Annotated in this window: 21 protein-coding genes, 1 tRNA gene and 1 riboswitch; of the genes, 9 read left to right on the plus strand and 13 right to left on the minus strand. The window is 67.2% G+C overall.

The genetic code is table 11. The annotated features are described in order from the left end of the window. The first annotated feature begins 621 nt into the window (after positions 1-621). Both ACKI2N_RS06340 and ACKI2N_RS06345 read left to right on the plus strand, forming a co-directional pair. Positions 622-1125: an RNA polymerase sigma factor gene (locus tag ACKI2N_RS06340; RefSeq protein ID WP_420992749.1), complete on the plus strand. Its 504-nt coding sequence runs from the start codon at positions 622-624 to the stop codon at positions 1123-1125. A gap of 36 nt (positions 1126-1161) precedes the next feature. Next, a complete protein-coding gene (locus ACKI2N_RS06345) occupies positions 1162-2139 on the plus strand; it encodes a FecR family protein (RefSeq protein ID WP_420992748.1) in 978 nt (325 codons plus the stop codon). A gap of 36 nt (positions 2140-2175) precedes the next feature. Here the strand turns inward: ACKI2N_RS06345 and ACKI2N_RS06350 are convergent, their stop codons facing one another. The 4 genes from ACKI2N_RS06350 to pepN all read right to left on the minus strand — a co-directional run bounded on the left by ACKI2N_RS06350 (position 2176) and on the right by pepN (position 6806). After that, positions 2176-2481: a hypothetical protein gene (locus ACKI2N_RS06350; protein WP_420992747.1), complete on the minus strand. Its 306-nt coding sequence runs from the start codon at positions 2479-2481 to the stop codon at positions 2176-2178. Between the two features lie 244 nt (positions 2482-2725). Continuing rightward, a tRNA-Thr gene (locus ACKI2N_RS06355) sits at positions 2726-2801 on the minus strand. Positions 2802-2975: 174 nt separating this feature from the next. Then, positions 2976-3992 carry a class 1 fructose-bisphosphatase gene (locus ACKI2N_RS06360; protein WP_420992746.1) on the minus strand — a complete coding sequence of 339 codons (1017 nt, stop codon included), beginning with the start codon at positions 3990-3992 and terminating at the stop codon, positions 2976-2978. A gap of 114 nt (positions 3993-4106) precedes the next feature. After that, on the minus strand, positions 4107-6806 hold the full coding sequence (gene pepN, locus ACKI2N_RS06365; protein ID WP_420992745.1) for an aminopeptidase N: 2700 nt from the start codon (positions 6804-6806) through the stop codon (positions 4107-4109). Positions 6807-7071: 265 nt separating this feature from the next. On the opposite strand from pepN, the gene ACKI2N_RS06370 reads away from it, so the two are divergent. Then, positions 7072-7680: a DUF4136 domain-containing protein gene (locus ACKI2N_RS06370; protein WP_420992914.1), complete on the plus strand. Its 609-nt coding sequence runs from the start codon at positions 7072-7074 to the stop codon at positions 7678-7680. Between the two features lie 251 nt (positions 7681-7931). Continuing rightward, complete coding sequence (locus ACKI2N_RS06375; RefSeq protein ID WP_420992744.1) at positions 7932-10253, plus strand: NADP-dependent malic enzyme; 2322 nt, start codon at positions 7932-7934, stop codon at positions 10251-10253. 144 nt (positions 10254-10397) lie between these two features. Here the strand turns inward: ACKI2N_RS06375 and ACKI2N_RS06380 are convergent, their stop codons facing one another. Continuing rightward, on the minus strand, positions 10398-10643 hold the full coding sequence (locus tag ACKI2N_RS06380; protein ID WP_420992743.1) for a hypothetical protein: 246 nt from the start codon (positions 10641-10643) through the stop codon (positions 10398-10400). A gap of 518 nt (positions 10644-11161) precedes the next feature. Between ACKI2N_RS06380 and ACKI2N_RS06385 the strand changes: the two genes are divergently transcribed. Further along, positions 11162-13339 (plus strand): TonB-dependent receptor, encoded by a 2178-nt coding sequence (locus ACKI2N_RS06385; protein ID WP_420992742.1) that lies wholly within the window; start codon positions 11162-11164, stop codon positions 13337-13339. Between the two features lie 72 nt (positions 13340-13411). Here ACKI2N_RS06385 and ACKI2N_RS06390 read toward each other — a convergent pair whose 3' ends face one another. Continuing rightward, positions 13412-14917, minus strand: a complete 1506-nt coding sequence (locus tag ACKI2N_RS06390) for an MFS transporter (RefSeq protein ID WP_420992741.1) — start codon at positions 14915-14917, stop codon at positions 13412-13414. Positions 14918-15074: 157 nt separating this feature from the next. On the opposite strand from ACKI2N_RS06390, the gene ACKI2N_RS06395 reads away from it, so the two are divergent. Beyond that, a complete protein-coding gene (locus ACKI2N_RS06395; RefSeq protein WP_420992740.1) occupies positions 15075-15704 on the plus strand; it encodes a TetR/AcrR family transcriptional regulator in 630 nt (209 codons plus the stop codon). 91 nt (positions 15705-15795) lie between these two features. Here the strand turns inward: ACKI2N_RS06395 and ACKI2N_RS06400 are convergent, their stop codons facing one another. From ACKI2N_RS06400 to ACKI2N_RS06420, 5 genes are all read right to left on the minus strand, one after another. Then, positions 15796-16881: a porin gene (locus ACKI2N_RS06400; RefSeq protein WP_420992739.1), complete on the minus strand. Its 1086-nt coding sequence runs from the start codon at positions 16879-16881 to the stop codon at positions 15796-15798. Positions 16882-17063: 182 nt separating this feature from the next. After that, positions 17064-17582, minus strand: coding sequence for a 2-oxo-4-hydroxy-4-carboxy-5-ureidoimidazoline decarboxylase (uraD, locus tag ACKI2N_RS06405; protein WP_420992738.1), 519 nt, complete (start codon positions 17580-17582; stop codon positions 17064-17066). Further along, positions 17579-18529, minus strand: a complete 951-nt coding sequence (puuE, locus tag ACKI2N_RS06410) for an allantoinase PuuE (RefSeq protein WP_420992913.1) — start codon at positions 18527-18529, stop codon at positions 17579-17581. The genes uraD and puuE overlap by 4 nt, the downstream gene beginning before the upstream one ends. 100 nt (positions 18530-18629) lie before the next feature. Beyond that, positions 18630-20036 (minus strand): nucleobase:cation symporter-2 family protein, encoded by a 1407-nt coding sequence (locus tag ACKI2N_RS06415; RefSeq protein WP_420992737.1) that lies wholly within the window; start codon positions 20034-20036, stop codon positions 18630-18632. Positions 20037-20183: 147 nt separating this feature from the next. Further along, the gene (locus tag ACKI2N_RS06420; RefSeq protein WP_420992736.1) at positions 20184-20927 is read right to left on the minus strand and encodes a GntR family transcriptional regulator; all 744 of its coding nucleotides are present in this window, start codon (positions 20925-20927) and stop codon (positions 20184-20186) included. A gap of 323 nt (positions 20928-21250) precedes the next feature. Here ACKI2N_RS06420 and uraH point away from each other — a divergent pair, with 323 nt between their 5' ends. The 3 genes from uraH (at position 21251) to ACKI2N_RS06435 (ending at position 23915) form a co-directional block, all read left to right on the plus strand. Next, positions 21251-21604 (plus strand): hydroxyisourate hydrolase, encoded by a 354-nt coding sequence (uraH, locus tag ACKI2N_RS06425; RefSeq protein ID WP_420992735.1) that lies wholly within the window; start codon positions 21251-21253, stop codon positions 21602-21604. A gap of 30 nt (positions 21605-21634) precedes the next feature. Continuing rightward, on the plus strand, positions 21635-22840 hold the full coding sequence (locus ACKI2N_RS06430; RefSeq protein ID WP_420992734.1) for a urate hydroxylase PuuD: 1206 nt from the start codon (positions 21635-21637) through the stop codon (positions 22838-22840). Positions 22841-23060: 220 nt separating this feature from the next. Then, positions 23061-23915 carry an NADPH-dependent F420 reductase gene (locus ACKI2N_RS06435; protein ID WP_420992733.1) on the plus strand — a complete coding sequence of 285 codons (855 nt, stop codon included), beginning with the start codon at positions 23061-23063 and terminating at the stop codon, positions 23913-23915. Between the two features lie 29 nt (positions 23916-23944). Here the strand turns inward: ACKI2N_RS06435 and ACKI2N_RS06440 are convergent, their stop codons facing one another. Together ACKI2N_RS06440 and ACKI2N_RS06445 are read right to left on the minus strand one after the other, a co-directional pair. Continuing rightward, positions 23945-24520: a TMEM165/GDT1 family protein gene (locus ACKI2N_RS06440; RefSeq protein ID WP_420992732.1), complete on the minus strand. Its 576-nt coding sequence runs from the start codon at positions 24518-24520 to the stop codon at positions 23945-23947. Between the two features lie 88 nt (positions 24521-24608). Continuing rightward, positions 24609-24766, minus strand: a riboswitch (yybP-ykoY riboswitch). 34 nt (positions 24767-24800) lie between these two features. After that, positions 24801-25901, minus strand: a complete 1101-nt coding sequence (locus tag ACKI2N_RS06445) for a fatty acid desaturase (protein WP_420992731.1) — start codon at positions 25899-25901, stop codon at positions 24801-24803. Between the last annotated feature and the right edge of the window lie 94 nt (positions 25902-25995).

Consider the following 25995-nt stretch of genomic DNA (forward strand, 5'->3'; position numbering starts at 1 on the left):
CACGATGATTTTTCGATTGCACCGCCTTGGTGTGGATGACCGCGGAACGGCTCCGCTCTGCTGCATGGCGGTGCAGCGGAGACGCGGCAAACGCCGCGCATGCCCGGCACCTGTCGCCGGCATCGGCGGGCTGTCGTGCCGCGCGCGCCGCCGTGAAAGCCGCCGCGGCGCGGCAACCCCCTCCAGCGTGCCTGCGACAGCGCAGCGAGCCCTCGTGGCAGGCAAAAAAGGGAATGTATTCGGCACCGGCGCCGCCGGGAGCAATGTGCCGGGACACCTGGCACGGCAGTTGCAATGAAGAAGCCGGGAGCCCGGTTTCACGACGCATGCCTGACGCGCGTGCCGAACCGGAAGAAACGGAAGGGAAGAGGAAAACCATGAAAAAGTCGGTCCTTGCAGCCCGCGCCAGTTGCGGCGCCAGCGCACTCGCGCCAGGCCGCCCCGCGTCGGCGGCCCGATGAACACCCGTCGCCGCCCGGCGCTCCGGGGTTTCGACGGCTCGCATTCGAGCGGTTTCCATATCGGTACCTGCGGCCCGGACATCGGGGCGGATTTTCGCCGCGGCCGCGGGGATGCCGCCCGGATGGGCGCGCGCGTGCTCGCGCCTGGAGTCGTGTGATAATGAATTTCGTCGATGAGTTGGTGAACGGCTATCAGGAACTGGTGCGCACCTTGGCGCGCGAGCTCAACATGGACGATGCCAGGGACGTGGCGCAATCCTCGTTCGAGCGCGCGCTGGTCTACGGGCAGACGCACCAGGTGGAGTCTCCGCGCGGCCTGTTGTTCCGCATCGCGCAAGGGCTGCGGATCGATCATGTGCGGCGGCGTTCACGTGTATTGTGGGAGTCGTTTCATGCGGCAAGCGAGGAGGAAGACAACGACTTCGACCGGTACGGGCATTTCGAAATAAGCCCGGAGCAGGAAGTTGTGAGTCAGCAGACACTCCAGAAGCTGTGCGAAGTCCTGGACGGGCTACCACCTCGTTGCCGGGAAGCCTTCGTTCTGTGTAAACTCCATGGGCTATCCTATGACGAAGCCGCAGCCGAAATGGGTATCAGTGCCGCCGTCGTGCACAAATACCTGATCCAGGCGCTGCGGGCTTGCCGGGGAGCGACTCAATCATAACGAGGGCTTCGTTCCATTCACGCCAGTCGTCCAAACATGCCGTTGACTCCGTCTGAGCAGGACTATGCCGAAAGCCTCCTCGTGTCCGCTCAGTTTGGCGACACGGCGCAGAGCGCATCGGCCAAGGCCGCTCTGGATGCATGGACTCGCCAGAGCGGCGAGCGCCAGGCCTATGTGCGCAAGCTCGAGGCGGCGGATCACTCCCTGGACAAGAACCTGTCGGACCTCAAGGCCCGCTATGCCCGGCATGTCGAGCCCGCATCCGCGCAGCGGATCGCGCCCGCGCGCGCGATCCGCTGGCACCGCTCGCCCGCGGCATACCTGCTGGCGGCCGGCCTGGCGGCCTCGGTGCTCTGGGCAGTCAACCCTGTCCTGTCCCGCCAGGAGGCTTCTTCCGAAATCGGGCAGCAGCGCATGATCGATCTCGACGACGGCAGCGAGGTGCTCCTGAACACCAACACGGCCGGCCGCTTCGTCAACCGCCTCCGTTCGCGCGAATGGACGCTGGAGCGGGGCGAAGCGCTGTTCTCCGTCAAGCACAGCCCGTGGCGCCCGTTCCATGTGTTCGCGGAGTCCGTCGACATCCGCGATATCGGCACGCGCTTCAGCGTGCGCAGGCTGGCCGGCGGCGTCAGCGTGGCGGTGCTGGAAGGGAGCGTCGAAGTCAGCGCGGCCGGCAACAAGGCGCCGGCGCTGCTGGGGCCGAACGAGGCCATCAGAACCGACGGCTCGGTGTTCACCAGTCTCGATCCGAAGTCGTTCGACACCCTGGTGAGCTGGAAGGACCGGCGCCTCGATTTCAATGGCACGTCGCTGACCGATGTCGTCAGCGAACTCCAGCGCTATCGCTCGGAACCCATCGTGCTGGCCGACGCGCGCGCCGCCAAGGTCCAGATCACCGGCGGATTCTCCAGTGCCGACCCCGACCATCTGCTCGACATGCTGCCCCTCGTCGCCCCGGTGGCGGTATCGCGCAAGCAGGACGGCACGGTGGTCATTTCTTCGCGCCGGTAATTCGCATCGGCGTCGCGTCTGGGCCCTTAGCGGCCCTTAGCGGCCCTCGGCGGCATCGCCGCGCGCGCCCTGGAACTCATCCCGCAGCCTGAATATCCGCACGCTCAGCGCCAGCAATGCCAGGGGCAGCAGGAAGATGGCACTCGGGACGAGATACCAGAAAAGCCATGAAGCCCCGTCCTTGCCGCGTCTCTCCAGCTCGTGGAAGCACATGACGCCGGACACGACCGCCCCGAAATAGAAGACGCCGCCAATCTGCCAGTGCGGCAGAAGAAGAATGGAAGACGCCGCAAGTGCCAGCGAGAGCCAGCACAAGGCGAACCAATGCAGTACCTTTCCCATGGTCGTGGTCTAGCTGTATCCGGTAGCGGGAGAATATCAGGACCGTGTGCCGCCATGTTGCGGCGACTCGCATCTGGCCGCAGGCGCGCGCGGGCAAGATCGGTGGCAATGAGGCCGAGGGTCGTCCTGTGTCCAGGGTGACGGCAGGCAAGCCGCCGGACGACAAAAAACCCGCAGAGCTTTACGCTGTGCGGGTTTCTGGCAATGCCGGTCAAACCTTGAATTCTTGTGCTTTGAATTCTTGTGGTGCCGAAGAGAGGAATCGAACCCCCGACCTTCTCATTACGAATGAGCTGCTCTACCGACTGAGCTACTTCGGCCTCACCATCCGTGGAACAACTACTGGATGAAGCCCGCAATAATAGCAACGTTTTTTTGGGATGGGAAGCCCCTGCCGCAAAAAATTCGCGCCTTCGCGTGCACGTTGCGGCACGGCGGCTTGCAGAAAAAAGGGACGCCCCGGGCGTCCCTTTTCCATGGCCATCCGCGGGCTGTCAGCCGGCAGCCTTGTCTTCCTGGTGGTAGCGCGTGACGCGCTCCACTTCGTTCTTCGAGCCGAGGATCACCGACACGCGCTGATGCAGTTTTTCCGGCTGGATGTCCAGGATGCGCTGGTGGCCGTTGGTGGCGGCGCCGCCGGCCTGTTCGACCAGCATGGCCATGGGGTTGGCTTCGTACATCAGGCGCAGCTTGCCGGGTTTTTCCGGCTCGCGCTTGTCCCACGGGTACATGAAGATGCCGCCGCGCGTGAGGATGCGGTGCACGTCGGCCACCATGGAGGCGATCCAGCGCATGTTGAAGTTCTTGCCGCGCGGGCCTTCGTCGCCGGCCAGGCATTCGTCGATGTAGCGGCGCACGGGCGGGGCCCAGTGGCGCATGTTGGACATGTTGATGGCGAATTCCTTGGTGTCTTCCGGGATCGTCACGTCCGACTGGGTGAGCACGAAGCTGCCGGCTTCGCGGTCCAGCGTGAACATGTGCACGCCGTTGCCGACGGTCAGCACCAGGGTGGTCTGCGGGCCGTACACGGCGTAGCCGGCGGCGACCTGGTGGGTGCCGGGCTGCAGGAAGTCCGCGTCGGTCACGGTCTGGCCGGGCTTGGGCATGTGCAGCACCGAGAAGATGGTGCCGATCGAGACGTTGACGTCGATGTTGGACGAGCCGTCGAGCGGATCGAACATCAGCAGGTATTCGCCCTTGGGATAGCGGTTGGGGATCTCGTAGAAGCTGTCCATTTCCTCCGAGGCCATGGCGGCGAGGTGGCCGCCCCATTCGTTGGCGTCGAGCAGGACTTCGTTGGCGATCACGTCCAGCTTCTGCTGGGTTTCGCCCTGCACGTTGCCGGTGCCGGCCGAGCCGAGGATGCCAGCGAGGGCGCCCTTGCTGACGGAGTTGGAAATGGCCTTGCAGGCGCGCGCCACGACTTCGATCAGCAGCCGCAGCTCGGGCTGGATCGTGTTGTGTTTGCGCTGCTCCTCGACCAGGTAGCGGGTGAGGCTGATGCGACTCATGCGATTTCTCCTTGAATGGGCGCAATTCTACATGGGGCGCATGCTGCGCAGACCGCCACGCGCGGGGGGACCCGGCGCGGGCCGCCCGCGCGCGGACGGCCCGCCGGGCGTGGATTACGGCGCCAGCGCCTTGCCCACGATCTCGCGCACGTCGCGCGACAGGTCCTTGGCGGCGGCGACCTGTTCCAGCGCGGCGCGCATGCGGTCGCGCAGGGGCAGCGCGTATTTCTGCCAGCGGTCCATCACGCGTGCCAGGCGCGAGGCCACTTGCGGGTTGATGGCATCGAGCGCCAGCACCTGCTCGGCCCAGAACGCGTAGCCGGAGCCATCCTCGGCGTGGAACTGGGCCGGGTTGGCGGCGCAGAAGCTGAAGATCAGCGAGCGCGCGCGGTTGGGGTTGCGCAGGTTGAAGGCGGGGTGCTCCATCAGCGCGCGCACGGTGTCGATGGTGTGCTTGCCGGCGTGGCCGGCGTCGCGCGGCTCCACCGTGCCGCGCTGCATGCCTTGCAGCGAGAACCATTTGTCGATCACCAGCGCGTCGTGCTCGAAGCGCTGGTAGAAATCGGCCAGCGCGGCTTCGCGCCCCGGGGCGAAGCTGTTGACCAGGGCGGCCAGCGCGGCGAAGCGGTCGGTCATGTTGTCGGCCGCGTTGTACTGCGCTTCGGCCAGCGCCTGCATCGCGGCGTCGCCGCTGTCGGCCAGGTAGCCCAGCGCGAGGTTGCGCAGCGCGCGCTTGCCGGCGGAGACGGCGTCGGGGCTGTAGTCGCCGGGCGTGGCGTTGGCATGGTAGGCGGCCAGCCAGTCGGCCTTGAGTTCGCGCGCCAGTGCTTCGCGCATGAACTGGCGCGCGCGGTGGATCGCGGCCGGGTCGGCCACGCCCATGCGTTCGGCCAGGTAGCCTTCGGCGGGCAGCGTGAGCGCCTGCTCGCGGAAAGCGGGGCTGAGCTGCGTGTCGTCGAGCACGGTGCGCAGCGCCGCCACCAGCGCCGCGTCGAGCTTGAGCTCGCGCCCGCCTTGCACCTGCGACACCAGTTGCAGCAGGGCGCGCGTGGCCAGGCGCTGGCCGGCTTCCCAGCGGTTGAACGGATCGCTGTCGTGGGCGAGCAGGAAGGTCAGCTGGGCCTCGCTGTAGTCGGCGTCGATCACCACCGGCGCGGAGAAGTCGCGCAGCAGCGACGGCAGCGGCGGCGCGTCGCCGCGCGGCAGGTTGACGAAGCGGAAGCTTTGCTCGGCCTCGGTGAAGTCGAGCACGCGCGTGGTGGCGCCGGGCTGGCTCTCGCCTTCGAGCTGCAGCGGCAGGTCGCGGCCGTCGGCGCCGAGCAGGCCCAGCGCAAACGGAATGTGGAAGGGCAGCTTGTCGGGCGTGCCGGGGCGCGTCTCGATGCCGACCTTGGGGCAGTGCTGCGTGAGCGTGAGCGTGAGGCTGCCTTCGTCGCCGTTCCAGGCGGTGCGCACGCCCACCACCGGCGTGCCGGCCTGGCTGTACCAGCGGCCGAACTGGGTCAGGTCGCGCCCGTTGGCGTCGGCCATGGCGGCGCGGAAGTCGTCGCAGGTCACGGCCTGGCCGTCGTGGCGCTGGAAGTACAGGTCCATGCCCTTGCGGAAGCCTTCGCGGCCCAGCAGGGTCTGGTACATGCGTACCACCTCGGCGCCTTTCTCGTAGACCGTGACGGTGTAGAAGTTGTTGATCTCTTCGTAGCTGTCGGGCCGCACCGGGTGCGCCATGGGGCCGGCGTCCTCGGGGAACTGCACCTGGCGCAGCACGCGCACGTCTTCGATGCGCTTGACCGCGCGGCCCGATTCGGAGCCCATCATGTCGGCCGAGAATTCCTGGTCGCGGAATACGGTCAGGCCTTCCTTGAGCGAGAGCTGGAACCAGTCGCGGCAGGTCACGCGGTTGCCGGTCCAGTTGTGGAAGTACTCGTGGCCGACCACCGCCTCGATATTGCCGAAATCGGCGTCGGTGGCGGTCTGCGCGTTGGCCAGCACGTACTTGGTGTTGAAGATGTTGAGGCCCTTGTTCTCCATCGCGCCCATGTTGAAGTCGCCCACGGCGACGATCATGAAGCGGTCGAGGTCGAGCTCCAGGCCGAAGCGCCGCTCGTCCCAGCGGATCGAATGGATCAGCGAATCCATGGCGTGGCGCGTCTTGGGCAGGTCCTGCGGTTCCACCCACACCTGCAGCAGCTTTTCCTTGCCGGAGGCGGAGGTGATGCGCTCCTCGATGCGTTCGAGCTTGCCGGCCACCAGCGCGAACAGGTAGGACGGCTTCTTGAACGGGTCTTCCCACACGGCTTCGTGCCGGCCGCCGGGCAGCTCGCGCTCGCCCACCAGGTTGCCGTTGGACAGCAGCACCGGGTAGGCCGCGCGCTGCGCGCGCAGCGTGACGCGGAAGATGGACATCACGTCCGGGCGGTCCAGGTAGTAGGTGATCTTGCGAAAGCCCTCGGCCTCGCACTGGGTGAAGAAATTGCCGTTGGAAACGTAGAGGCCGGACAGCGACGTATTGGCGGCCGGCTGGCAGGCGGTGACGATTTCCAGCGTGCCGTGGTCGGGCAGTTCGGGCAGCGTCAGCGTGCCGGCGTCCTGGCGGGCATCGTCGAGCGGGCGGCCGTCGAGGCGCACACCGACCAGTTCGAGTTCCTCGCCGGCCAGCACCAGCGGCCCGGCGGCCTGGCGCCTGAAGCGCAGCGTGTTGGTCACCACCGTGCGCGCCGGGTCGAGCTCGAGCACGAGGTCGACGTGCTCAAAAGCGAAGGCCGGCGGAGTATAGTCTTTGCGGTGGACGGTAACGGGCGTATCGGTGCGCAGCATGAAGGAATCCTGTCCTCTGAAGGCCACTTGGGCGGCATGGTCGCCATGCGGGGGGAAACGGGCGCGGCGGGGTCGAAGACCTGCCGGCCGCGCCGGCATGGCGCTGAAGAACTCATTGTAGCCAAGCGCGCCCCGGCCGGGCACACCAAGTACTGAAGAACGATCGAACGATCTTGCGAGGGGCATCATGACAAGACAAAGAATTGCCGCCGTGTGGGCGCGGCTGGCTGGCTCGGGGGCGCACCGCGCCAGGGCAATGGCGGGCATGGCGGTGCTTGGCGCCGCGCTGCTGTCGGGCTGCGCCAGCACCGTCACCTCGGAGGTGACGGCGTTCCGGCAGGGCAACTGGCAGAACGACCCGCCGCGCACTTATGCCTTCGACCATGCGCCGGGCCAGGAGGCGCAGCTAGAGGACCAGACCTATGAGCAATGGCTGGCGCAGGCGCTGTCCGGCGTCGGCTTCGAGCAGGTGGCGCGGCCGCAGGCGCGCTACCTGGTCAGCATGGAGTACGACAGCAATCAGCGCCTGATGCGCGTGCAGGAGACCACTTATCCCGATCCCTGGTACGGCGGCCCGTACTGGGGGCCTTACTGGGGACCGTATTACCGCCCGTGGGGCTGGGGCGGCCCGGGCTACTGGCCGCCCACCACGACGGTGCGCGACGTGCCGGTGACGCTGTCCACGCTGCGCGTGGTGTTCAAGGAGGCGGCCAGCGGGCAGAAGGTCTACCAGGTCACCGCCCATCACCGCGGCGAGGGCAGCTCGCTGCAGGCGGCCATGCCCTACCTGATCCGCAGCGCCTTCGTGCAGTTCCCGGCGGAGAGCGGGCGGCCGCGCCGCGTGACCTTGCCGCTGGACCCGAACGACAAATAGAAGCATGGCGGGGCATTGCCCCTGCCGCGGTAAAAACTGAATTGCCCGGCGCAAGTCCCGGATAGCTTGTCCGCGCAAGCGGCAGGGGCTTCGCGCCGCGCTTGCCTGAGCTAGAATGACGGCTCGATTTTTCGGCCCGAGAAGCCGGAGCACGCCTCGAGAGTAGCGCAGGAAGATTGCCGGCCGCGTGCCGGGTCTGACCCGCGCAGGGAGCGGCGGATTCCGGCTGGGCCACTACCCGGACGAGCACAATGAGCAGCAAGACCGGCGGTGATGCACCGCAACATGCCCCCAACAGTCCCGAAGCGCAACTGCGCCTGGCCGCGCTGGAATATCACCGCAGCCCGACCAGGGGCAAGATCCAGGTAACCGCGACCAAGGCGCTGTCGAACCAGCGCGACCTGTCGCTGGCTTACTCGCCGGGCGTGGCCTACGCCTGCGAAGAGATCGCCAAGGACCCGGCGATGGCGGCCGAGTACACCTCGCGCGGCAACCTGGTGGCGGTGATCACCAACGGCACCGCCGTGCTGGGCATGGGCGACATCGGCCCGCTGGCCGGCAAGCCGGTGATGGAAGGCAAGGGCTGCCTGTTCAAGAAGTTCGCCGGCATCGACGTGTTCGACATCGAGCTCGACGCGCGCGACCCGGACAAGATCGTGGAAATCGTCGCCGCGCTGGAGCCCACGCTCGGCGGCGTGAACCTCGAGGACATCAAGGCGCCCGAGTGCTTCTACATCGAGCAGAAGCTGCGCGAGCGCATGAACATTCCGGTCTTCCACGACGACCAGCACGGCACCGCCATCATCTCGGCCGCGGCGCTGCTCAATGGCCTGAAGGTGGTGGGCAAGGACATCGGCAAGGTCAAGCTGGCGGTCTCGGGCGCCGGCGCGGCGGCCATCGCCTGCCTGGACACCATGGTGAGCCTGGGCGTGACCCGCACCAACATCACGGTGGTGGACTCGAAGGGCGTGATCTATGTCGGGCGCGACGCCAACATGGAGCCCAACAAGGCGCGCTACGCGCAGGAAACTGCCGCCCGCACGCTGGCCGACATCGTCGACGGCGCCGACGTCTTCCTGGGCTGCTCGACCGCCGGCGTGCTGACCGCCGAAATGGTCAAGACCATGGCCGACAAGCCCATCATCCTGGCGCTGGCCAACCCCGAGCCGGAAATCCGCCCGGAGATCGCCAAGGCCGCGCGCCCCGACTGCATCATCGCCACCGGCCGCTCGGACTATCCGAACCAGGTCAACAACGTGCTGTGCTTCCCGTACATCTTCCGCGGCGCGCTCGATTGCGGCGCCACCAAGATCACGGAAGCCATGAAGCTGGCCTGCGTCAAGGCTATCGCCGAGCTGGCCGAGGCCGAGCTCAACGATGCCGTGGCGGCGGCCTACGGCGGCCAGGAACTGAAGTTCGGCCCCGACTACATCATCCCGACGCCGTTCGACCAGCGCCTGATCGAGAAGATCGCGCCGGCGGTGGCCAAGGCGGCCGAAGAGTCCGGCGTGGCCACGCGCCCGATCAAGGACCTGGAAGCCTATCGCCAGCAACTCTCGCAGTACGTCTACCACACCGGCCTGATCATGAAGCCGGTGTTCTCCGCGGCCAAGGCCGCGCCCAAGCGCGTGGTCTACGCCGAGGGCGAGGAAGAGCGCGTGCTGCGCGCGGTGCAGGGCGTGGTGGACGAAGGCCTGGCGCGCCCGATCCTGATCGGCCGCCCGCACGTGATCCAGATGCGCATCGACAAGGCCGGCCTGCGCCTGAAGCCGGGCGTGGACTTCGAGCTGGTCGACCCGGAAGACGATCCGCGCTACCGCGCCTACCACGAGGCCTATCACGCGCTGCGCGGCCGCGACGGCGTCACGCCCGACATGGCCAAGGTGGCGCTGCGCCGCTCCAACACGCTGATCGGCACCATGCTGATGCACATGGGCGATGCCGACGCGATGCTGTGCGGCACCGTGGGCCGTTTCGAAGCGCACCTGGAACACGTGCGCGACGTGATCGGCCTGGCGCCGGGCGCCAAGGTGTTCGCGGCGATGAATGCGCTGATGCTGGAAAAGTACACGCTGTTCATCACCGACACCTTCGTCAACGACGATCCCACCGCCGAGGAACTGGCCGCCATCACGCAGCTGGCCGCCGAGGAAATCGCGCGCTTCGGCATCCATCCGAAGGTGGCGCTGATGTCGCACTCGATGTTCGGGTCGTCGAACCGCCCGTCGGCGCGCAAGATGCGCGCGGCCCAGGAAATCCTGGCGCAGGTGGCGCCGCACCTGGAAGTGGAAGGCGAGATGCAGGGCGACGCGGCCCTGGTCGAGGACGTGCGCCGTCACTTCCTGCCGGGCACCAAGCTGGCCGGCAGCGCCAACCTGCTGGTGATGCCCACGCTGGACGCCGCCAACATCGCCTTCAACCTGCTCAAGATCACGGGCGGGCAGGGCGTCACCGTCGGCCCGGTGCTGCTGGGCGCGGCCAAGCCGGTGCACATCCTCAACCCGCAAGCCACTACGCGCCGCATCGTCAACATGACGGCCGTGGCGGTGGCCGAGGCCAACGCCGCGCGCTGAACCGGCGCGGCGCGGTCCGGGACCGCACCATGAAAAACGGGGCTCCTCTCTGGAGCCCCGTTTTTTTTTAGGCCGGTTTGTGAAGCAGTCCCGCCGGCCCGGTAAAACCTCGCTGTCCTTGCGCGCACGCGCAATCGTCGCAGCCTATTGCAGCATGTTGTACTGCTCGCGCATCACCACGATGATGGATTTGGCGGCTGCCAGCTTGGTCGGCAGGTGGTCATCGCATTCGCGCGGGAAGTCGACTTCCGCGCTCCAGTTACAACCCGTGTGGTCGGGTTGGTGCACGCGCATGGCATGCAGCTCGCATTCGCCGCACTCGGGATTGTTGTTGAGGAACTGGTTCAGGATGGCCATCAACTCCGACCGGGTCTTTGCATCACGCCGCATGAGTCACCTCGTCCGTTGCCGTTTTGTTGCCTGGAAAATAAATTTAGGCAGGCACCGGCGGGCTCGCCAATTGAATCGGCCTATTAAACAACGGCTTTCGATCCCGATGACACGGTAGACTGTCTCTATCGCATTGCAACAATCTCATCATCCCGCGGCGCTCTGCCGCCGGCCCGGCACGGGCTTCCGCCCGACCTTCCCGCAACGATTCCGGTGTACCGCCGCGCCTTGCCGCCGCCCGATCCGGCGCATAAGGCATTTTTGTTGCAGACGCAGCAAAAATGAAACGATAATACAAATCAATCTCATTTACATCCGACCTGATGTTCTGAAATAATCCGCCCACACCGCCTGGAACGCCCACGCCGCGCACTTGCCGCGCGATGGCCGCACGGCGTTGTCTTGGGTCAGCAAAGTGCCCCGCCGCCGGGCACGCACAGAACATCGGGAGTTTCACCTTGTCTTCAGCTTCACGTGGTTCGCATGCGCCTGCCGGCGCACTGCGCGCTCGCTCCGCCATGCGGCCTTCGCATTCCGGCCGCTTTTTCGCTACCGCACGGCTGCGCCCGCTGGTGACGGCGCTGGCCGTGGCCGGCGCCCTGCCTTCGTTTGCGCTGGCGCAGCAGGCGGGCGCGGCGCCCGCCGAGAGCCTGCCGGAGGTCACCGTGCGCGCGCCCGCCGCAGCCGCCGACCAGCCGCCGCCGGCCTATGCCGGCGGCCAGGTGGCGCGCGGCGGCCGCCTCGGCATCCTGGGCAACCAGGACATCATGGACGTGCCGTTCAGCGTCACGTCATACACCGCCGAACTGATGCAGAACCAGCAGGCGCGCAGCATTGCCGACGTGCTGGCCAACGATCCCGGCGTGCGCAGCAGCTACGGCTTCGGCAATTACTCCGAGTCGTTCGTGGTGCGCGGCTTCCAGCTCACCGGCGACGACATCTCCTACAACGGCCTGTACGGCATCGCGCCGCGCCAGCTGGTGGCGGTCGAAGGGCTGGAGCGGGTCGAGGTATTCCGCGGCGCGAGCGCGTTCCTCAACGGCGTGACGCCGGGCGGCTCGGGCATCGGCGGCGGCATCAACCTGGTGCCCAAGTTCGCTACCGACCAGCCCATCACCCAGGCCACCATCGACTACGGCAGCGACTCGCAGGTCGGCGGCCACGTGGACATCGGCCGCCGCTTCGGCGAGCAGAAGCAGTTCGGCGTGCGCATCAACGCGCTGGCGCGCGGCGGCGATACCGCCATCGACCGCGAGAACCGGCAGCAGCGCCTGTTTACCGCGGGGCTCGACTACCAGGGCGACAAGGTGCGCCTGTCGGCCGACGTCGGCTATCAGAAGCAGAGCATCTACGGCGGCCGCTCGATCGTCCAGCTCAGCGGCACCACCTTGCCTGCGGTGCCGTCGGCCAGCGCCAACTACACCCAGCCGTGGGCCAACTCCATGCTCGAGGACACCTACGGCACGCTGCGCGGCGAGGTCGACATCGCCCCGGCCTGGACCGCCTACGTGGGCCTGGGCGCGCATCACACCAACGAGTTCGGCAACTACTCCACGCCTACCGTGAACGGCGCCGGCATCGGCACCGCCGGGCGCCTGACGGTGCCGTACAAGGCCGACACCACCTCGGAAGAGGCGGGCGTGCGCGGCCGCTTCGAGACCGGTCCGGTCAAGCACCAGGTCAACCTGGCGTGGTCGGGCATGCAGACCAAGAAGAACACCGCCTACGACTTCGGCTCGTCGGTCCCCGCCAGCCTGTACGACTTCGTCGAGGCGCCGCGTCCCGGCACCGTGCTGGTCGGCGGCAACATGGCGGACCCCGGCACCACCGGCCGCACCAACCTGAGCAGCGTGGCGGTGTCGGACACGCTGTCCTTCCTGGACGAGCGCGTGCTGCTCACGCTCGGCGTGCGCCAGCAGAACCTCAGCGTGCGCGGCTATGCCTATACCGGCGTGCAGAACGCCGACTACAACCGCTCGGCCACCTCGCCCGCGTTCGGGCTGGTGGTCAAGCCGTGGCGGAACATCTCGCTGTACGCGAACCACATCGAAGGGCTGTCCCAGGGGCCGACCCCGCCGGTCACGGTGGTCAACCGCAACGAGGTGTTCGCGCCGGTCAAGTCCAAGCAGGACGAGGCGGGCGTCAAGTGGGACAGCGGCAAGTTCGGCGCCACGCTGGCGGTGTACCAGATCAAGCAGCCGGTCGGCATCACCGATCCCGGCTCCAACACCTTCGGCCTGGCCGGCGAGCAGCGCAACCGCGGCGTCGAGCTGAGCGGTTTCGGCGAGCCGCTGCCCGGCGTGCGCGTGCTGGCCGGCATGGCGTACATCGACGCCAAGCTGACCAGCACCGCGAACGGGGCCAACGACGGCAACAAGGCGATCGGCGTGCCGAACTACACGCTGAACCTCGGCGCGGAATGGGACCTGCCGTGGCTGGCCGGCGCCACCGTGACCGGGCGCTACCTGTACACCGGGCGCCAGTACCTGGACGCCGCCAATGCCGTGAGCATCCCGTCCTGGAGCCGCTTCGACCTCGGCGCGCGCTATACCTTCAAGGCCGCACAGCAGCGCTACACGGTGCGCGCGCTGGTGGAGAACGTGGCCAACAAGGCGTACTGGGCTTCGACCTACGGCGGCTACCTGCTGCAGGGCGCGCCGCGCACGTTCAAGGTGGCGATGACGGTGGATTTCTGAGCGTCGCACGCATGAAGGAGCCCGCCCCGGCGGGCGGGTTTCCAGTTCGTGCAGGACGCCGGCTGTCCGCTTTCAGCGAGCGGCGGCCGTTTCCCGGATGGCCGGCTTCGCGCCGGGCTGAACCGTCAGGAGCAGGGCGATCGCAACGATGCAGGGAACTCCCGCGCACAACATCGCAACGTGAAACCCGCTTGCCATCGCTGCCGCATAGAGTCCGGAGAATACACGCGGGGCGTCTGGCAAGACATGGTGCGTGACCGCCTCGCGCGCGACCGACGCGGCATCGGCGATGCCGTGCGCGCCGGCGGCATCGGCGAGCACGTGGATCGCCCGGCTGCCCATCAGCGTTCCAAGCAGCGCAATGCCGATGGTCATCCCCGTCTGGCGCAGCGCATTCATGGTGGCGGAAGCCATTCCCGAGCGCTCCCGCGGCGCCGAACTCATGACGATCATGCCGGTGGCGGGGACGGCGAGCCCCATTCCCAGGCCGAGGACGCCGAACAGCGTGCCGACGGCCAGGTAGGGAGTCTGCGCGGTGAACTGCGTCATCGACAGCATCGAGATTCCGACCAGGCCGTATCCGGCCACCATCAGCCACCGCACGGCGATGCCCGCACTCAGCCGCCCGAACAGAACCGAGGCAACGCCGGTGGCCACGAACTGCGGCAGCATCCGCCAGCCCGTCTCGACCGGAGACCAGCCCTGGATCTGCTGGAGGAAGATCGAGAAAAAGAACAGGCTGCTGTAGCACGAAAAACCGAGCACGAACGACGCGAAATTGGCGACGGCGAACGGGCGATGCCGGAACAGGGACAGCGGCAGCAGCGGGCGCGCGACGCGCGTTTCCACCACCCAGAAGGCAACGAAGGCAACCAGGGCGGACAGCAGGGCTGCCGATGGCAGGGCGCCGCCGAAGCCGTATTCGCCGGCCGCGATCAACCCGTAGGTCAATGCGCCCAGCCAGAGGACGCTGAGTATCTGCCCGAGCGGGTCCAGCGCGGCGTGATCGGGGTGCCTGCGTTCCGGGATTCCCCACATGCCCAGTCCGACGGCGATGATGCCCAGCGGAAGGTTGATGAAGAAAATGCTCTGCCAGCCGGCGCTCTGCAGCAGTACTCCGCCGAGCAGCGGCCCCAGAATCAGCGCCAGCGCGCTGAACGCCGACCAGCCGCCGATGGCGTGCGCGCGTTCCCTGGGGTCGGGAAACGCGTGGGTGAGGATCGGCATCGCGCCCGGGATCAGCAACGCGCCCGCCACGCCCTGCACCGCCCGGCCGGCCAGCAAGAGAGGCAGGGTGGCCGCCATGGCGCACATGGCGGAGCCGGCCGTGAACAGGACGACGCCGGCCATCCACGCGCGCTTGTGGCCGTACAGGTCGCCCAGCGGGCCGGCCGACAGCATGAATGCCGACAGGCAGATCGCGTAGGCGTTGACCACCCACTGCAGCCCGGCGATGTCGGTCCGCAGCGCCGTCTGCAGGGTCGGCAGCGCCACGTTGACGATGCTGATGTCGAGCGACGCGAGGAAGGTGCCGAGATACGCGGCTCCCAGCAAGGCATGGCGGCGATAGCGCTGCATGGCGGTTCCGTGAAATGAGGCGGGACAACGATCGTCCATGCCGCATCCTATCAATCGACTGACCGTCGGTCAATGGAAAATGCAGCGCGGTGCGGGACCGTGGCCGGGCACTTCACTTAAACTGCGTCCGTCTGTCTGTCGCGCGCGAAATGACCCAATGAAAGCGAGATCGTCCCAAGCGGAGCCGCCTGCCGGCGCTCCGGCCCGTCCCCGCACCAAGCCGGCGGAAATCCGCCTGGAGGAGCTGATGGCCGCCGCCGAAAAACTATTCCTCGACAAAGGCGTGGAGGCGACGACGATCAACGAGATCGTCGAGGAGGCGCAGGTCGCCAAGGGCACCTTCTATCATTACTTTTCTTCCAAGAACGAGATGCTCGAAGCGCTGGGCAAGCGCTACACGGCGCAGTTCCTGGCCAGCCTGCAGAAGGCGGTCGATGCCTGTGCGGAGGATGACTGGGCCGGCCGGCTGCGCGCCTGGATCCAGGCCAACGTGGAAACCTACGTGAAGACGTACCGCACGCACGACATCGTCTACGTCAACCACCATCATCACGACCGTTCCAATCAGGCGAAGAGCGCCATCCTCGACCAGTTGCTGGGCATCATAGAAGGCGGCAGGGCGGCCGGAGCCTGGCCGGCGGAGCAGCCCCGGGTGGTGGCGCTGCTGATCTACTCCGGCATCCACGGCGCCACGGACGACATCATTGCCGCCAGGGCGAAGGACAGTTCCCCGTTCGCGCGCAGCCTGTCGGATGCCTGCCTGCGCATGTTGTCCGCGGGCAAGTGAGGACGCAGGGCCGCCGCCTCCCACGCCGGACCCGCCACGAAAAAACCCGCCGCAAGGGCGGGTTTCCGTTGCCGCCGGCAAGCCCGGCGCGTCAGAACTTGTGGCGCACGCCCACGCCGAAGGTGTCGCCGTGCGACAGGTCGGTGATCCTGTCGTAGAAGTACGCCGCGTAGACGTCGGTGCGCTTGGACAGGTTGTAGTCGTAGGCGACCGCCACCGTGTTGCGCTTGAAATCCGCGACCGAGTTCTTGGTCTTGTCGTAGGCGTAGGAGGCCAGCACGCTGCCCGCGCCGATCGGCACCGACACGCCGACCTGGCCGTTGTAGTGCTTGATGTCGCCGTTGGGGTTGTTGTCGATGTCGGTCTTGATGTACTGGCCCTGCGCGAACACCTTCACCACCTGGAAGTCGTAGCTCAGGCCGGCCTGCACCGCGTTCTGCTTGCTGAAGCCGGCCAGCAGCGGGCTGGTGGAGGCGGTGATGTCGCCCGGCGTGCTGTCGAACTTCACTTGCTGGAACGCCAGCGTGGCGGCGATCGGGCCGTTGAAGTAGGTCAGGTTGCCGCCCCACTTGTTCTGGCCGATGGAGCCGACCTTCTCGCCGAAGGAGTAGATCACGTTGGCGGTCAGGCCGCCGATGGTCGGGGTCGAGTACAGCACCGAGTTGTTCCAGCCCGAGTCGCCGACGATGCCGGGATCGTTCACGCGCGCGGTGGACGCGCCGAAGTAGGTGTGGAACACCATCGGCGAGAACACGTAGGAGTCGATCAGCGGGTTGAACAGGATGGTCGACACGAAGTAGGGCGTGGTGTTGCGGCCCAGCTTGACCGAGCCCAGCTTGTCGTTCTGCAGGCCGACGAAGGCATTGCGGCTGAACAGCGAGTCGCCGTCGAAGCGGCCCGACCTGCCGTTGTCGGTGCGGAAGAAGCCGTTCAGGTCGAAGATGGCCTTGGTGCCGCCGCCGAGGTCCTCGGTGCCCTTGATGCCCCAGTACGAGGTCTGCATGCCGCCCGAGTTGGCGACCCAGGCGCGGTCGCCCGAGCCCACGTTCTTGGTGCCGCCGACGAACATGTCGGCCTGGCCGTAGAGCGTGACGCTGGACTGGGCCATGGCGGCGCCGCTGGCGAGGGCGGCAGCCATCGCCGCCAGCTTGAGTGCCGGCTTGAATTGCTTTTGCATTGGTGATTTCTCCGTGGTTGATCCGTTGCGTGCTTTTGTGTACTGGGTCCCTGGCGGGTTCTATTCGTTCTTGGGGCATGCCCGGGCGGTGAATTCCGCTGGCTCGCGGAACCCCCGCCGGATGCTGCCCGGGCGCCTGCGGCCGAGGTACCGCAATCGATAAGCAGGCTGCCCATTTCAACTCAGCGGGATACTAAGTCGTCCAGTCGGAACTGCGCAATGCGGTGGATCTGGTTGATGCAAGTTTGCAACTCCGCGGCGGGCGCGTTGCCGATGCGCCTTGCGAATTCCCCGATGATGCCGGCGCGGTCATAGCCGCGCACGGCCAGGATGAAGGGAAAGCCGAACTTCTCGTTGTAGCGGCGGTTGAGGTCCTGGAGCTGTTCGAACTCCGCGGCCGAGCACTGGTCCAGGCCCGCGCCGCTTTGCTCGCGGGTCGATTCGGCGGTCAGCTCGCCGCGCACCGCGGCCTTGCCGGCCAGCTCCGGGTGGGCGCGCACCAGCGTGATCTGGGCGGCGTCGCCGGCGCCGTCCACGATGGCGCGCATGGTGTCGGCCAGCGTGGCGATATTGGCGAACGGACGTTGCGCCGCGGCGGCCTGCGCCACCCACGGCGAGTGTTCGTAGATGCCGCCGAGCAGCTCGATGAAGGCATCGGCGGGCAGCGCGTTGAGTTGTGCGAGGGTATAGGTCTGGCTCATGCTTGGGTTTTCGCGGAATGGGGATGGGTCTCGGCCCAGTGGCGCGCGATGTCCACGCGCCGGCAGATCCACACCTTGTCGTGGCCCTGCACGTAGTCGAGGAAGCGCTGCAGCCCGCGCATGCGCCCCGGGCGGCCCAGCAGACGGCAGTGCATGCCGACCGACAGCATCTTGGGCCGGTCCAGGCCGAGCGGGTCGCCCTCGGCGTAGAGCACGTCGAAGGCATCCTTCAGGTACTGGAAGAACTGCTCGCCGGTGTTGAAGCCCTGCGGCGTGGCGAAGCGCATGTCGTTGGAGTCCAGCGTGTAGGGCACCACCAGGTGAGGTTTTTTCTCGCCGCCGCTCACCTCCACCTCGGTCCAGAACGGCAGGTCGTCGCCGTAGTAGTCCGAGTCGTACAGCAGGCCGCCGTGCTCCACCACCAGGCGGCGCGTGTTGGGGCTGTCGCGGCCGGTGTACCAGCCCAGCGGCAGCGTGCCGGTCAGCTCCTCGATGATCTGCATGCCGATGCGCATGTGCTCGCGCTCGGTGGCTTCGTCGATGCCCTGGTAGTGGATCCAGCGCCAGCCGTGGCAGGCGATCTCATGGCCGAGCTCGACGAAGGCGCGGGTCAGCTCGGGATGGCGCTGCAGCGCCATCGACACGCCGAAGATGGTCAGCGGCAGGCCGCGCCGCTCGAACTCGCGCAGGATGCGCCAGACGCCCGCGCGCGAGCCGTACTCGTACACGCCCTCCATGCTCATGTGGCGGTCCGGGTAGGCCGCCGCGCCGATGATCTCGGAGAGGAACTGCTCGGAGCCGGCGTCGCCATGCAGCACGTTGTTCTCGCCGCCCTCTTCGTAGTTGAGGACGAACTGCAGCGCAATGCGCGCGCCGCCCGGCCAGCGCGCGTGAGGCGGCTGGCTGCCGTATCCGACCAGGTCGCGTGGATAGTTGTTGCTTGTCATCAGGGTCATGGTGTCTCAGGAAACTGTGCCGGCCCCCGCCGGCTTGTATTGCGCCGCGCTTATTGCGCCGTGTGCTCCGTATGCGCCGTGTGCTCCGCGCTCATTCCGTGCCGTGTGAGTTCGCCGCGGCGTGGCGCATCGCCTCTTCGCGCGACTGGATGCCGTTGAAGAACACGTTGAGCACCACCGCCACGATGGTGCCCAGCACGATGCCGCTGTGCGTGAAGGGGTCGGTCCACTTGGGCAGGTACTGGAACAGCGTCGGCGACAGCGTGGGAATCATGCCGAAGCCGATCGCGATGGCGACGATGAACAGGTTGTGGCGGTTGCGGTTGAAGTCGCACGAGCCGAGGATGCGGATGCCGGTGGCCGCCACCATGCCGAACATCACGATGCCCGCGCCGCCCAGCACGAACTGCGGCACCGAGGCCACGATGTGGGCCATCTTCGGAAACAGTCCCAGCGCGATCAGGATGACGCCGCCGGCGGCCGCCACGTAGCGCGAGCGCACGCCGGTCACCGTGACCAGGCCCACGTTCTGCGAGAACGAGGTATAGGGGAAGGTGTTGAACACGCCGCCGATCACCGTGCCGAGGCCGTCGGCGCGCAGGCCGCGCGTGAGATCCTGGTTGGACAGGCGCTTGCCGGTGATGTCCGCCAGCGCGAGGAACATGCCGGTGGATTCCACCAGCGTGATCAGCATCACCACGCACATCGACAGCGTGGCCGCCAGGTCGAAGGTGGGGATGCCGAAGTGCAGCGGCGTGATGAAGGCGACCATGCTCGCTTCGCCGACGCCGTCGAACGACACCTTGCCCAGCGCCATCGCCACCAGCGTGCCGGCCACGATGCCCAGCAGCACCGCGCAGTTCGACACCAGGCCGCGGCCATACTTGCTCAGCAGCAGGATCACCGCCAGCACCAGCCCGGCGATGCCGAGATTGCCGAGGTCGCCGTAGGCCAGGTTGGGCACTTCCTTGACCACGCCGTCGATCACCGCGCGCATGGTGGGCTGGCCGCCGCCGGCCCAGTTGATGCCGACCCGCATCAGCGACACGCCGATCAGCGTGATCACCGTGCCGGTCACCACCGGCGGGAACAGGCCGAGCATGCGCCCCATCAGCGGTGCCACCAGGATGCCGAACACCCCGGCTGCGATCACCGCGCCGTAGATGCCGAGCAGCCCCACGTTGGGATCGGAGCCGATGGCGATCATCGGCGCCACCGAGGCGAACGTCACCCCCATCATCACCGGCATGCGGATGCCGAACTTCCACACGCCGACCGCCTGGATCAGCGTGGCCAGGCCCGCCGCGAGCAGGTCCGCGTTGATGAGGAAGGCGAGCTGGTCCTTGGGGAGCTTGAGCGCGCCGCCGATGATCAGCGGCACCGCGACGGTACCGGCATACATCACCAGTACGTGCTGCAGGCCGAGCGCGAGCAGCCGGCCCGAAGGCAGCCGCTCGTTGGTGAGATCCGTTGGAACCGTGGTGCTGGCGCTAGTCATGGGTGTGTCTCCTCTCCTTTGGATGTTGATGGGAACGCTGCCGGCGGCTGGCTCTGTGCGTGATTCCGGCCCGCGCGCATCGTCGGGGACGCGTTCTCTTGAGCAGGAATCGGGCCTTGGCCGCGGGGTGGCGGCGGGAACATCGCGCTAGGTGGAGTGGCCCAGCACGCTGCGAAGATCGAAGTTGCCCGGTTCGTCGGGCTGCACGCGGTCGGCGCAGGCGCCGAGATGGTGCGCCATGCGGCTCTGGGCGAGCGCGGCGTCGCCCTGTTCCAGTGCATCGAGAATCTCTTCGTGCTCGTCGAACGAGCAGGCGTTGTTGCCCGGCGCTTCCACGCTGGCGATCATCAGCGTGGTGCGCGACACCAGCCGGCGCATCATGGTGACCAGCAGCGTGTTGCCGGACAGCTCGGCCAGCGCGGTGTGGAACTCGGCCGACAGGCGGATCCACTTGGGCCGCTCATGGCCGAGGAAGGCCTGGCGCTCGGCCTCCACCATCTTGCGCAGCGGCGCGATCACGCGCTTGACGTCGCGCATGGCGGCGAGCTTTTCCAGCACCGCGCGCTCGAGCATCTGGCGCAGCTCGAACATGTCGTGCGCCTCGTCGGTGGACGGGCTGGCGATGAACGCGCCGCGGTTGGGCTCGAGGTCGACCATGCCGTCGGCGGCCAGGCGCGCAAGCACCTTGCGCACGGTGTGGCGCGCGGTGGCATAGATTTCGCAAAGCGAGTGCTCGGTCAGCTTGGTGCGCGGTGGCAGCCGGTGCTCCATGATCGCGTCATAGATCTCGTGATACATGCGCTCCTCGACGGAGCCCTTGCGCGCGGGCTTGGTTTCGGCCGGGGCGGCGGTGTCATCGGCACCGCCAATCAGCTTGAGACTTTTGGACATCTTGGCACCAGCGTATCGGTGAGGAGAGAAGCGGCGCTGCGGGCCGGCCCGGAAAGACGTCCCGGGAACCGGTGGCGCGCCCCAAAAATTGTTGACAATTATTTGGTTGTGCATTCAATATTGTCAACAAAACCGAGCTAGGTTTTCGACAACTCAGGGTATTTCCTTAGTTGTCATCCGGACTGGCGCGAAGCATTGTCGCCCTGCACCAGTCCAGCGCCGGGATGCGTTAGAAATACGTACCGAGCGGGCACCATTCCCACAAATGGTGCTAGTGAAGGCAGCGGCGCCTCTCACAACCCAAAGCCCTAAGGAAGAACAGGATGGGACGCTTGACCACTCATGTACTCGACACCGCAGCCGGCAAGCCCGGTGCCGGCATGTCGATTACCCTGCATAAAATTGTCGACAATCGTAAGGAGGCGCTGAAGACCGTCGTCACCAACCACGATGGCCGCTGCGACCAGCCCCTGCTGGACGGCGACACCATGGCCGCCGGTGTGTACGAGCTGGAATTCGGCGCCGGGGACTACTTCCGCGCGCAAGGCGCCAGGCTGCCCGAGCCGCCCTTCCTCGACGTGGTGACGCTGCGCTTCGGCATCGCGGACACGGCCGCGCACTACCACGTGCCGCTGCTGGTCTCCCCCTGGTCGTATTCCACTTACCGCGGCAGCTGAGCGCGGGCCAGGCAACACAGGAGACAAGACATGGAAGGCTATATCCTCGACTGGGCCAATCTGCTGCTGCGCTGGGTGCACGTCATCACCGCCATCGCGTGGATCGGTTCCTCGTTCTATTTCGTCTGGCTCGACAACAGCCTGACGCGACCGCAGGACCCCGAGTTGCAGGAAAAGGGCGTGGGCGGCGAGCTGTGGGCCGTGCACGGCGGCGGCTTCTACAACCCGCAGAAATACCTCACCGCGCCGAGGACGCTGCCGGAGAACCTGCACTGGTTCTACTGGGAGTCCTATTCCACCTGGATGACCGGCTTCGGCCTGCTGGTGGTGCTGTACCTGTTCAACGCCAGCACGTTCCTGATCGACAAGAACGTCTACGACATGTCGCCGGGCGCGGCGGTCGGGCTGGCGCTGTCCTACCTGGCCGCGGGCTGGGTGGTGTACGACTGCATCTGCCGCGTGTTCGGCAAGAGCGACCGCACCGTCGGCGTGCTGGTGGCGATCTACGTGGCGGTGGCCGCGTACGTGGCCTGCCACGTGTTCTCGGGCCGCGCGGCATTCCTGCTGACCGGCGCGATGATCGCCACCATCATGAGCGCCAACGTGCTGGTCTGGATCATCCCCGGGCAGCGCAAGGTGGTGGCCGCGCTGCGCAAGGGCGATCCGGTCGATCCGGTGCACGGCAAGAATGCCAAGCAGCGCAGCGTGCACAACACGTACTTCACGCTGCCGGTGCTGTTCGCCATGCTGTCGAACCACTACAGCATGACCTACAGCTACAAGTACAACTGGGCGGTGCTGGTGCTGATCATGCTGGCCGGCGTGCTGATCCGCCAGTTCTTCATCCTCAAGCACAAGGGCAAGATCAACGTGGCATGGCCCGCCGCCGGCGTGGCCGTGCTGGCCGTGGTCGCGGTGATGATCGCTCCCGTGCCGCGCGAGACCGTGGCCGGCAAGGACGGCGCCGCGGCCACGCCGGTGCGCTTCGCGCAGGTGCAGGAAGTCATCAACTCGCGCTGCATCCAGTGCCATGCCGCGTCGCCCAAGCTGATGCCCAGCGCCGCCAAGGGCATCAAGTTCGATACCGCGGACGAGATCAAGGCGCACGCGCAGATGATCTACCAGCAGGCCGTGCAGCAGAAGGCCATGCCGCTGGGCAACGTCACGCAGATCACCGACGACGAGCGCGCGCTGCTGGGGCAGTGGTTCGAGGCGGGGGCGAAGACGACCAACTGATCATCCGGCTCGCCTGGCAGGCGAAATGAGAAACGGGGCGCGAGCCCCGTTTCTCATTTCGCGGTCGCCAGACCGCGCGGAACCGGTCCCGCGCGATGTGCCGGCCGTGCGCAGCGCGCGCAGCTTTTTTGGCCTACAGTTTGAGGGCACGCGCCGCGTCCCGCGCCGGCGCCATTCGCTGTGATGCAGCAGCTTCTCCTTGCCGATCGAGGAGTCCGACATGCCGTTTTCCGGTCATCCCGCATCTCCGGCCCGCCGCGCGGGCCGTCCGCCCGAGTCCCGCTGCGCCGCCACTGCCCCCGCCGCCCCCGACCTGCGACGGCGCCTGCTGGCGGGCGGCTCGGTCCTCGCCCTGCTGGCCCTGGCGCTGGGCCTGCGTCCTTCGCACCTGCTGGCGCAGTCGGGCGCCGCCCCGGTCCGCATCGGCGTGATCGGTTCCGGGCGCATCGGCGGCACGATAGGCGGGCTGTGGGTGCAGGCCGGGCATCCGGTGCTGTTTTCCTCGCGGCATCCGGAGGAGCTCAAGCCGCTCACCGACAAGCTCGGCCCGCTGGCGCGCGCCGGCACCGTGGCCGACGCGCTGGCCTTCGCCGACGTGATCTTGCTGGCCGTGCCGTACAAGGCACTGCCCGAGATTGCCGGGCAGAACGGCAATGCCTTCGACGGCAAGGTGGTGGTGGACGCGACCAACGCGGTGCGCGCGCGCGACGGCGCCATCGTCGACGAAGCGATGAGCAACGGCATCGGCATCACCACGGCCAAGTACCTGCGCGGCGCGCGCGTGGTGCGCGCGTTCAACTTCACGGGCGCGGCGGATTTCGCGCAGAACAGCCGCCGCGCGGGCGCGCTGATGGCCGTGCCCATCGCCGCGGACGATCCGGTGGCCCTGCGCGTGGGCGCGCAGCTGGTGCGCGACGCCGGCTTCGAACCGGTGGTGGTGGGCCCGCTGGCCACCGCGAACAGCTTTGCCACGGGCGGTCCGCTGTTCCGCCAGATGGGTTCGGCGGACGAGCTGCGGGCGCGCATCGCGCAGGAAGCCGGACGGCCGGCCGCGGCCGGCGCGATGGCGAAATAACGGCGCGCCGCCCGCCGCCCGCCGCCCGCTCAGGCGCCCACGCCGAGCAGCGCCAGCACGCCCAGCACCAGGAAGATCGCCGCGGCGATCTTGTGCACCAGCGCGATCGGCATCTTGTTGGCGAAGCGGTCGCCCAGCAGCACGGCGGGCGCATTGGCCAGCATCATGCCGAAGGTGGTGCCGGCCACCACGCCGATCACCTCGCCGCTGAAGCGGGCCGCCAGCGCCACGGTGGCGATCTGCGTCTTGTCGCCCATTTCCGCGAAGAAGAAGGCCACGATGGTGGTGCCGAGGATGCCGAGCGCGCCCTTGGCCGGCTTGCCCTGCTCGGCGTCGTCGAGCTTGTCGGGGATCAGCATCCAGCCGGCCATGGCGATGAAGCCCACGCCGAGGATCCAGCGCAGCACGTCCGCGCCGAGCACGTGCGTGATCCAGCCGCCGAGCGCGCCGGCGAAGCCGTGGTTGACGAGGGTGGCGATGAAGATGCCGAGGATGATCGGCAGGGGCTTGCGGTAGCGGGCCGCGAGCACGAGGGACAGCAACTGGGTCTTGTCGCCCATTTCAGCAAGGGCGACGATGCCTGTGGAGACGAGGAAGGCTTCCATTCTTTTGTGGGTGATGTCCGGGCCGCTGCATCGCGAGATGCCAATGACAAGCACCTTTCCCGGCCCGGCCAGAAAGGTGATGTCATCGGTCTCGCCAGGCCTGGAAACAGGCCGCGTGGCCCGTCCCGGAAGCTGCGCACGCCATAACCGCAAGCGGTCAAGTCTGTTGACGTGCGCCCCCGCTTTTCCGCTTCCCGCGTTGCGCGGGCGGTGAAAACGGGGCGGCTACTCCCCAATGGAAGCCCGCATTATGCCAAGGCGGGCCGCGCGCGTCCAGTGCCTACAGTGGCACCGGTGCGTTGTCGCTGGTCTGGCGGCCGCGGAAGTCGGTCCAGCACAGCGCCTTGAAGTCGTACAGCTTGCAGCGGCGCGCGGTGCCGAAGTACCAGCGCCAGCTGAAGTTCTGGATGATGATGCGGCCCGGCAGGGTCTGCTCCAGCAGCGCCTGGGCGCGCTTGAGGCGGTACAGCGGCACGCTCATGTCCACGTGGTGCGCGGTGTGCTCCATGATGTGGTGCAGCGCCGCGCCGATGCCGTAGCGGAACCGCAGGTGCACGGTGGTGGAGACGAACGGCTGGGCGCGCGCCCACATGGCCTTGGTGTCGTACCAGGCCACGCTGGTGTGGGTGTGGTGCACGTACAGCACGAAACCGACGGTCAGGTTCCACACCAGGAACGGCAGCACGAAACCCAGCCCGACCAGCAGCGCGGCCGACTGGCCGCTGGCCAGCGCCAGCCACACCAGCGCGCCGATCCAGGCGGCGCCGAACACGGCCACCAGCACGCAGTCCCACATGAAGATGGCGCGCCGCGTGGGCATCTGGCGGCGGTTCGGGAAGAACATCTTGCACCACCAGATTTCCACCAGGTAATACAGCCCCGCGCCGAAGCCGGTGCGGTAGATGCGCTCCATCGCGCGGCGCCAGCGCGGCAGCGCCTGGAATTCCTCGAGCGAGTACGGCGCCCACACGAAGTCGAAGCCCTTGAGGTTGGAATAGCCGTGGTGGACCACGTTATGGCCCACTTCCCACAGGCTGTAGGGCGTCAGCGACGGCAGGAAGGTCAGGCGCCCGAGCCATTTGTTCAGGCCGCGCCGTGGCGTCAGGCTCTGGTGGCAGGCATCGTGCCCGATGATGAACAGGCGGGCGATGACGAGGCCGGTTGCCACGCCCGCGGCCGCCTTGGCCAGCCAGTGCGAAAACAGCACCACGCCGGCCAGCGCCGCGGCGAACAGCGCGGTGTCGAGCGCGAACAGCACCAGCGCGCGCGGCGTGCTGCGCGTGGTGATCGGGATCATCCAGCTGCGGATGACCTTGCGCGGCGGCAGCGGAGCGTCTGGGGAAACCGGTTCGGGAAAGGGAATTTGCTGCGAGACGGTCATGGCACCTTCAGTTGTCGAGCGCTTGGAATGGAACTGGGCGATTAGCGGCCACACGAGGCCAAGGTTGCGACAGCTTAGAAGGGATGTATGACGG

The organism is Cupriavidus sp. 30B13 (genome assembly GCF_049059565.2).
Taxonomy (GTDB): Bacteria; Pseudomonadota; Gammaproteobacteria; order Burkholderiales; family Burkholderiaceae; genus Cupriavidus.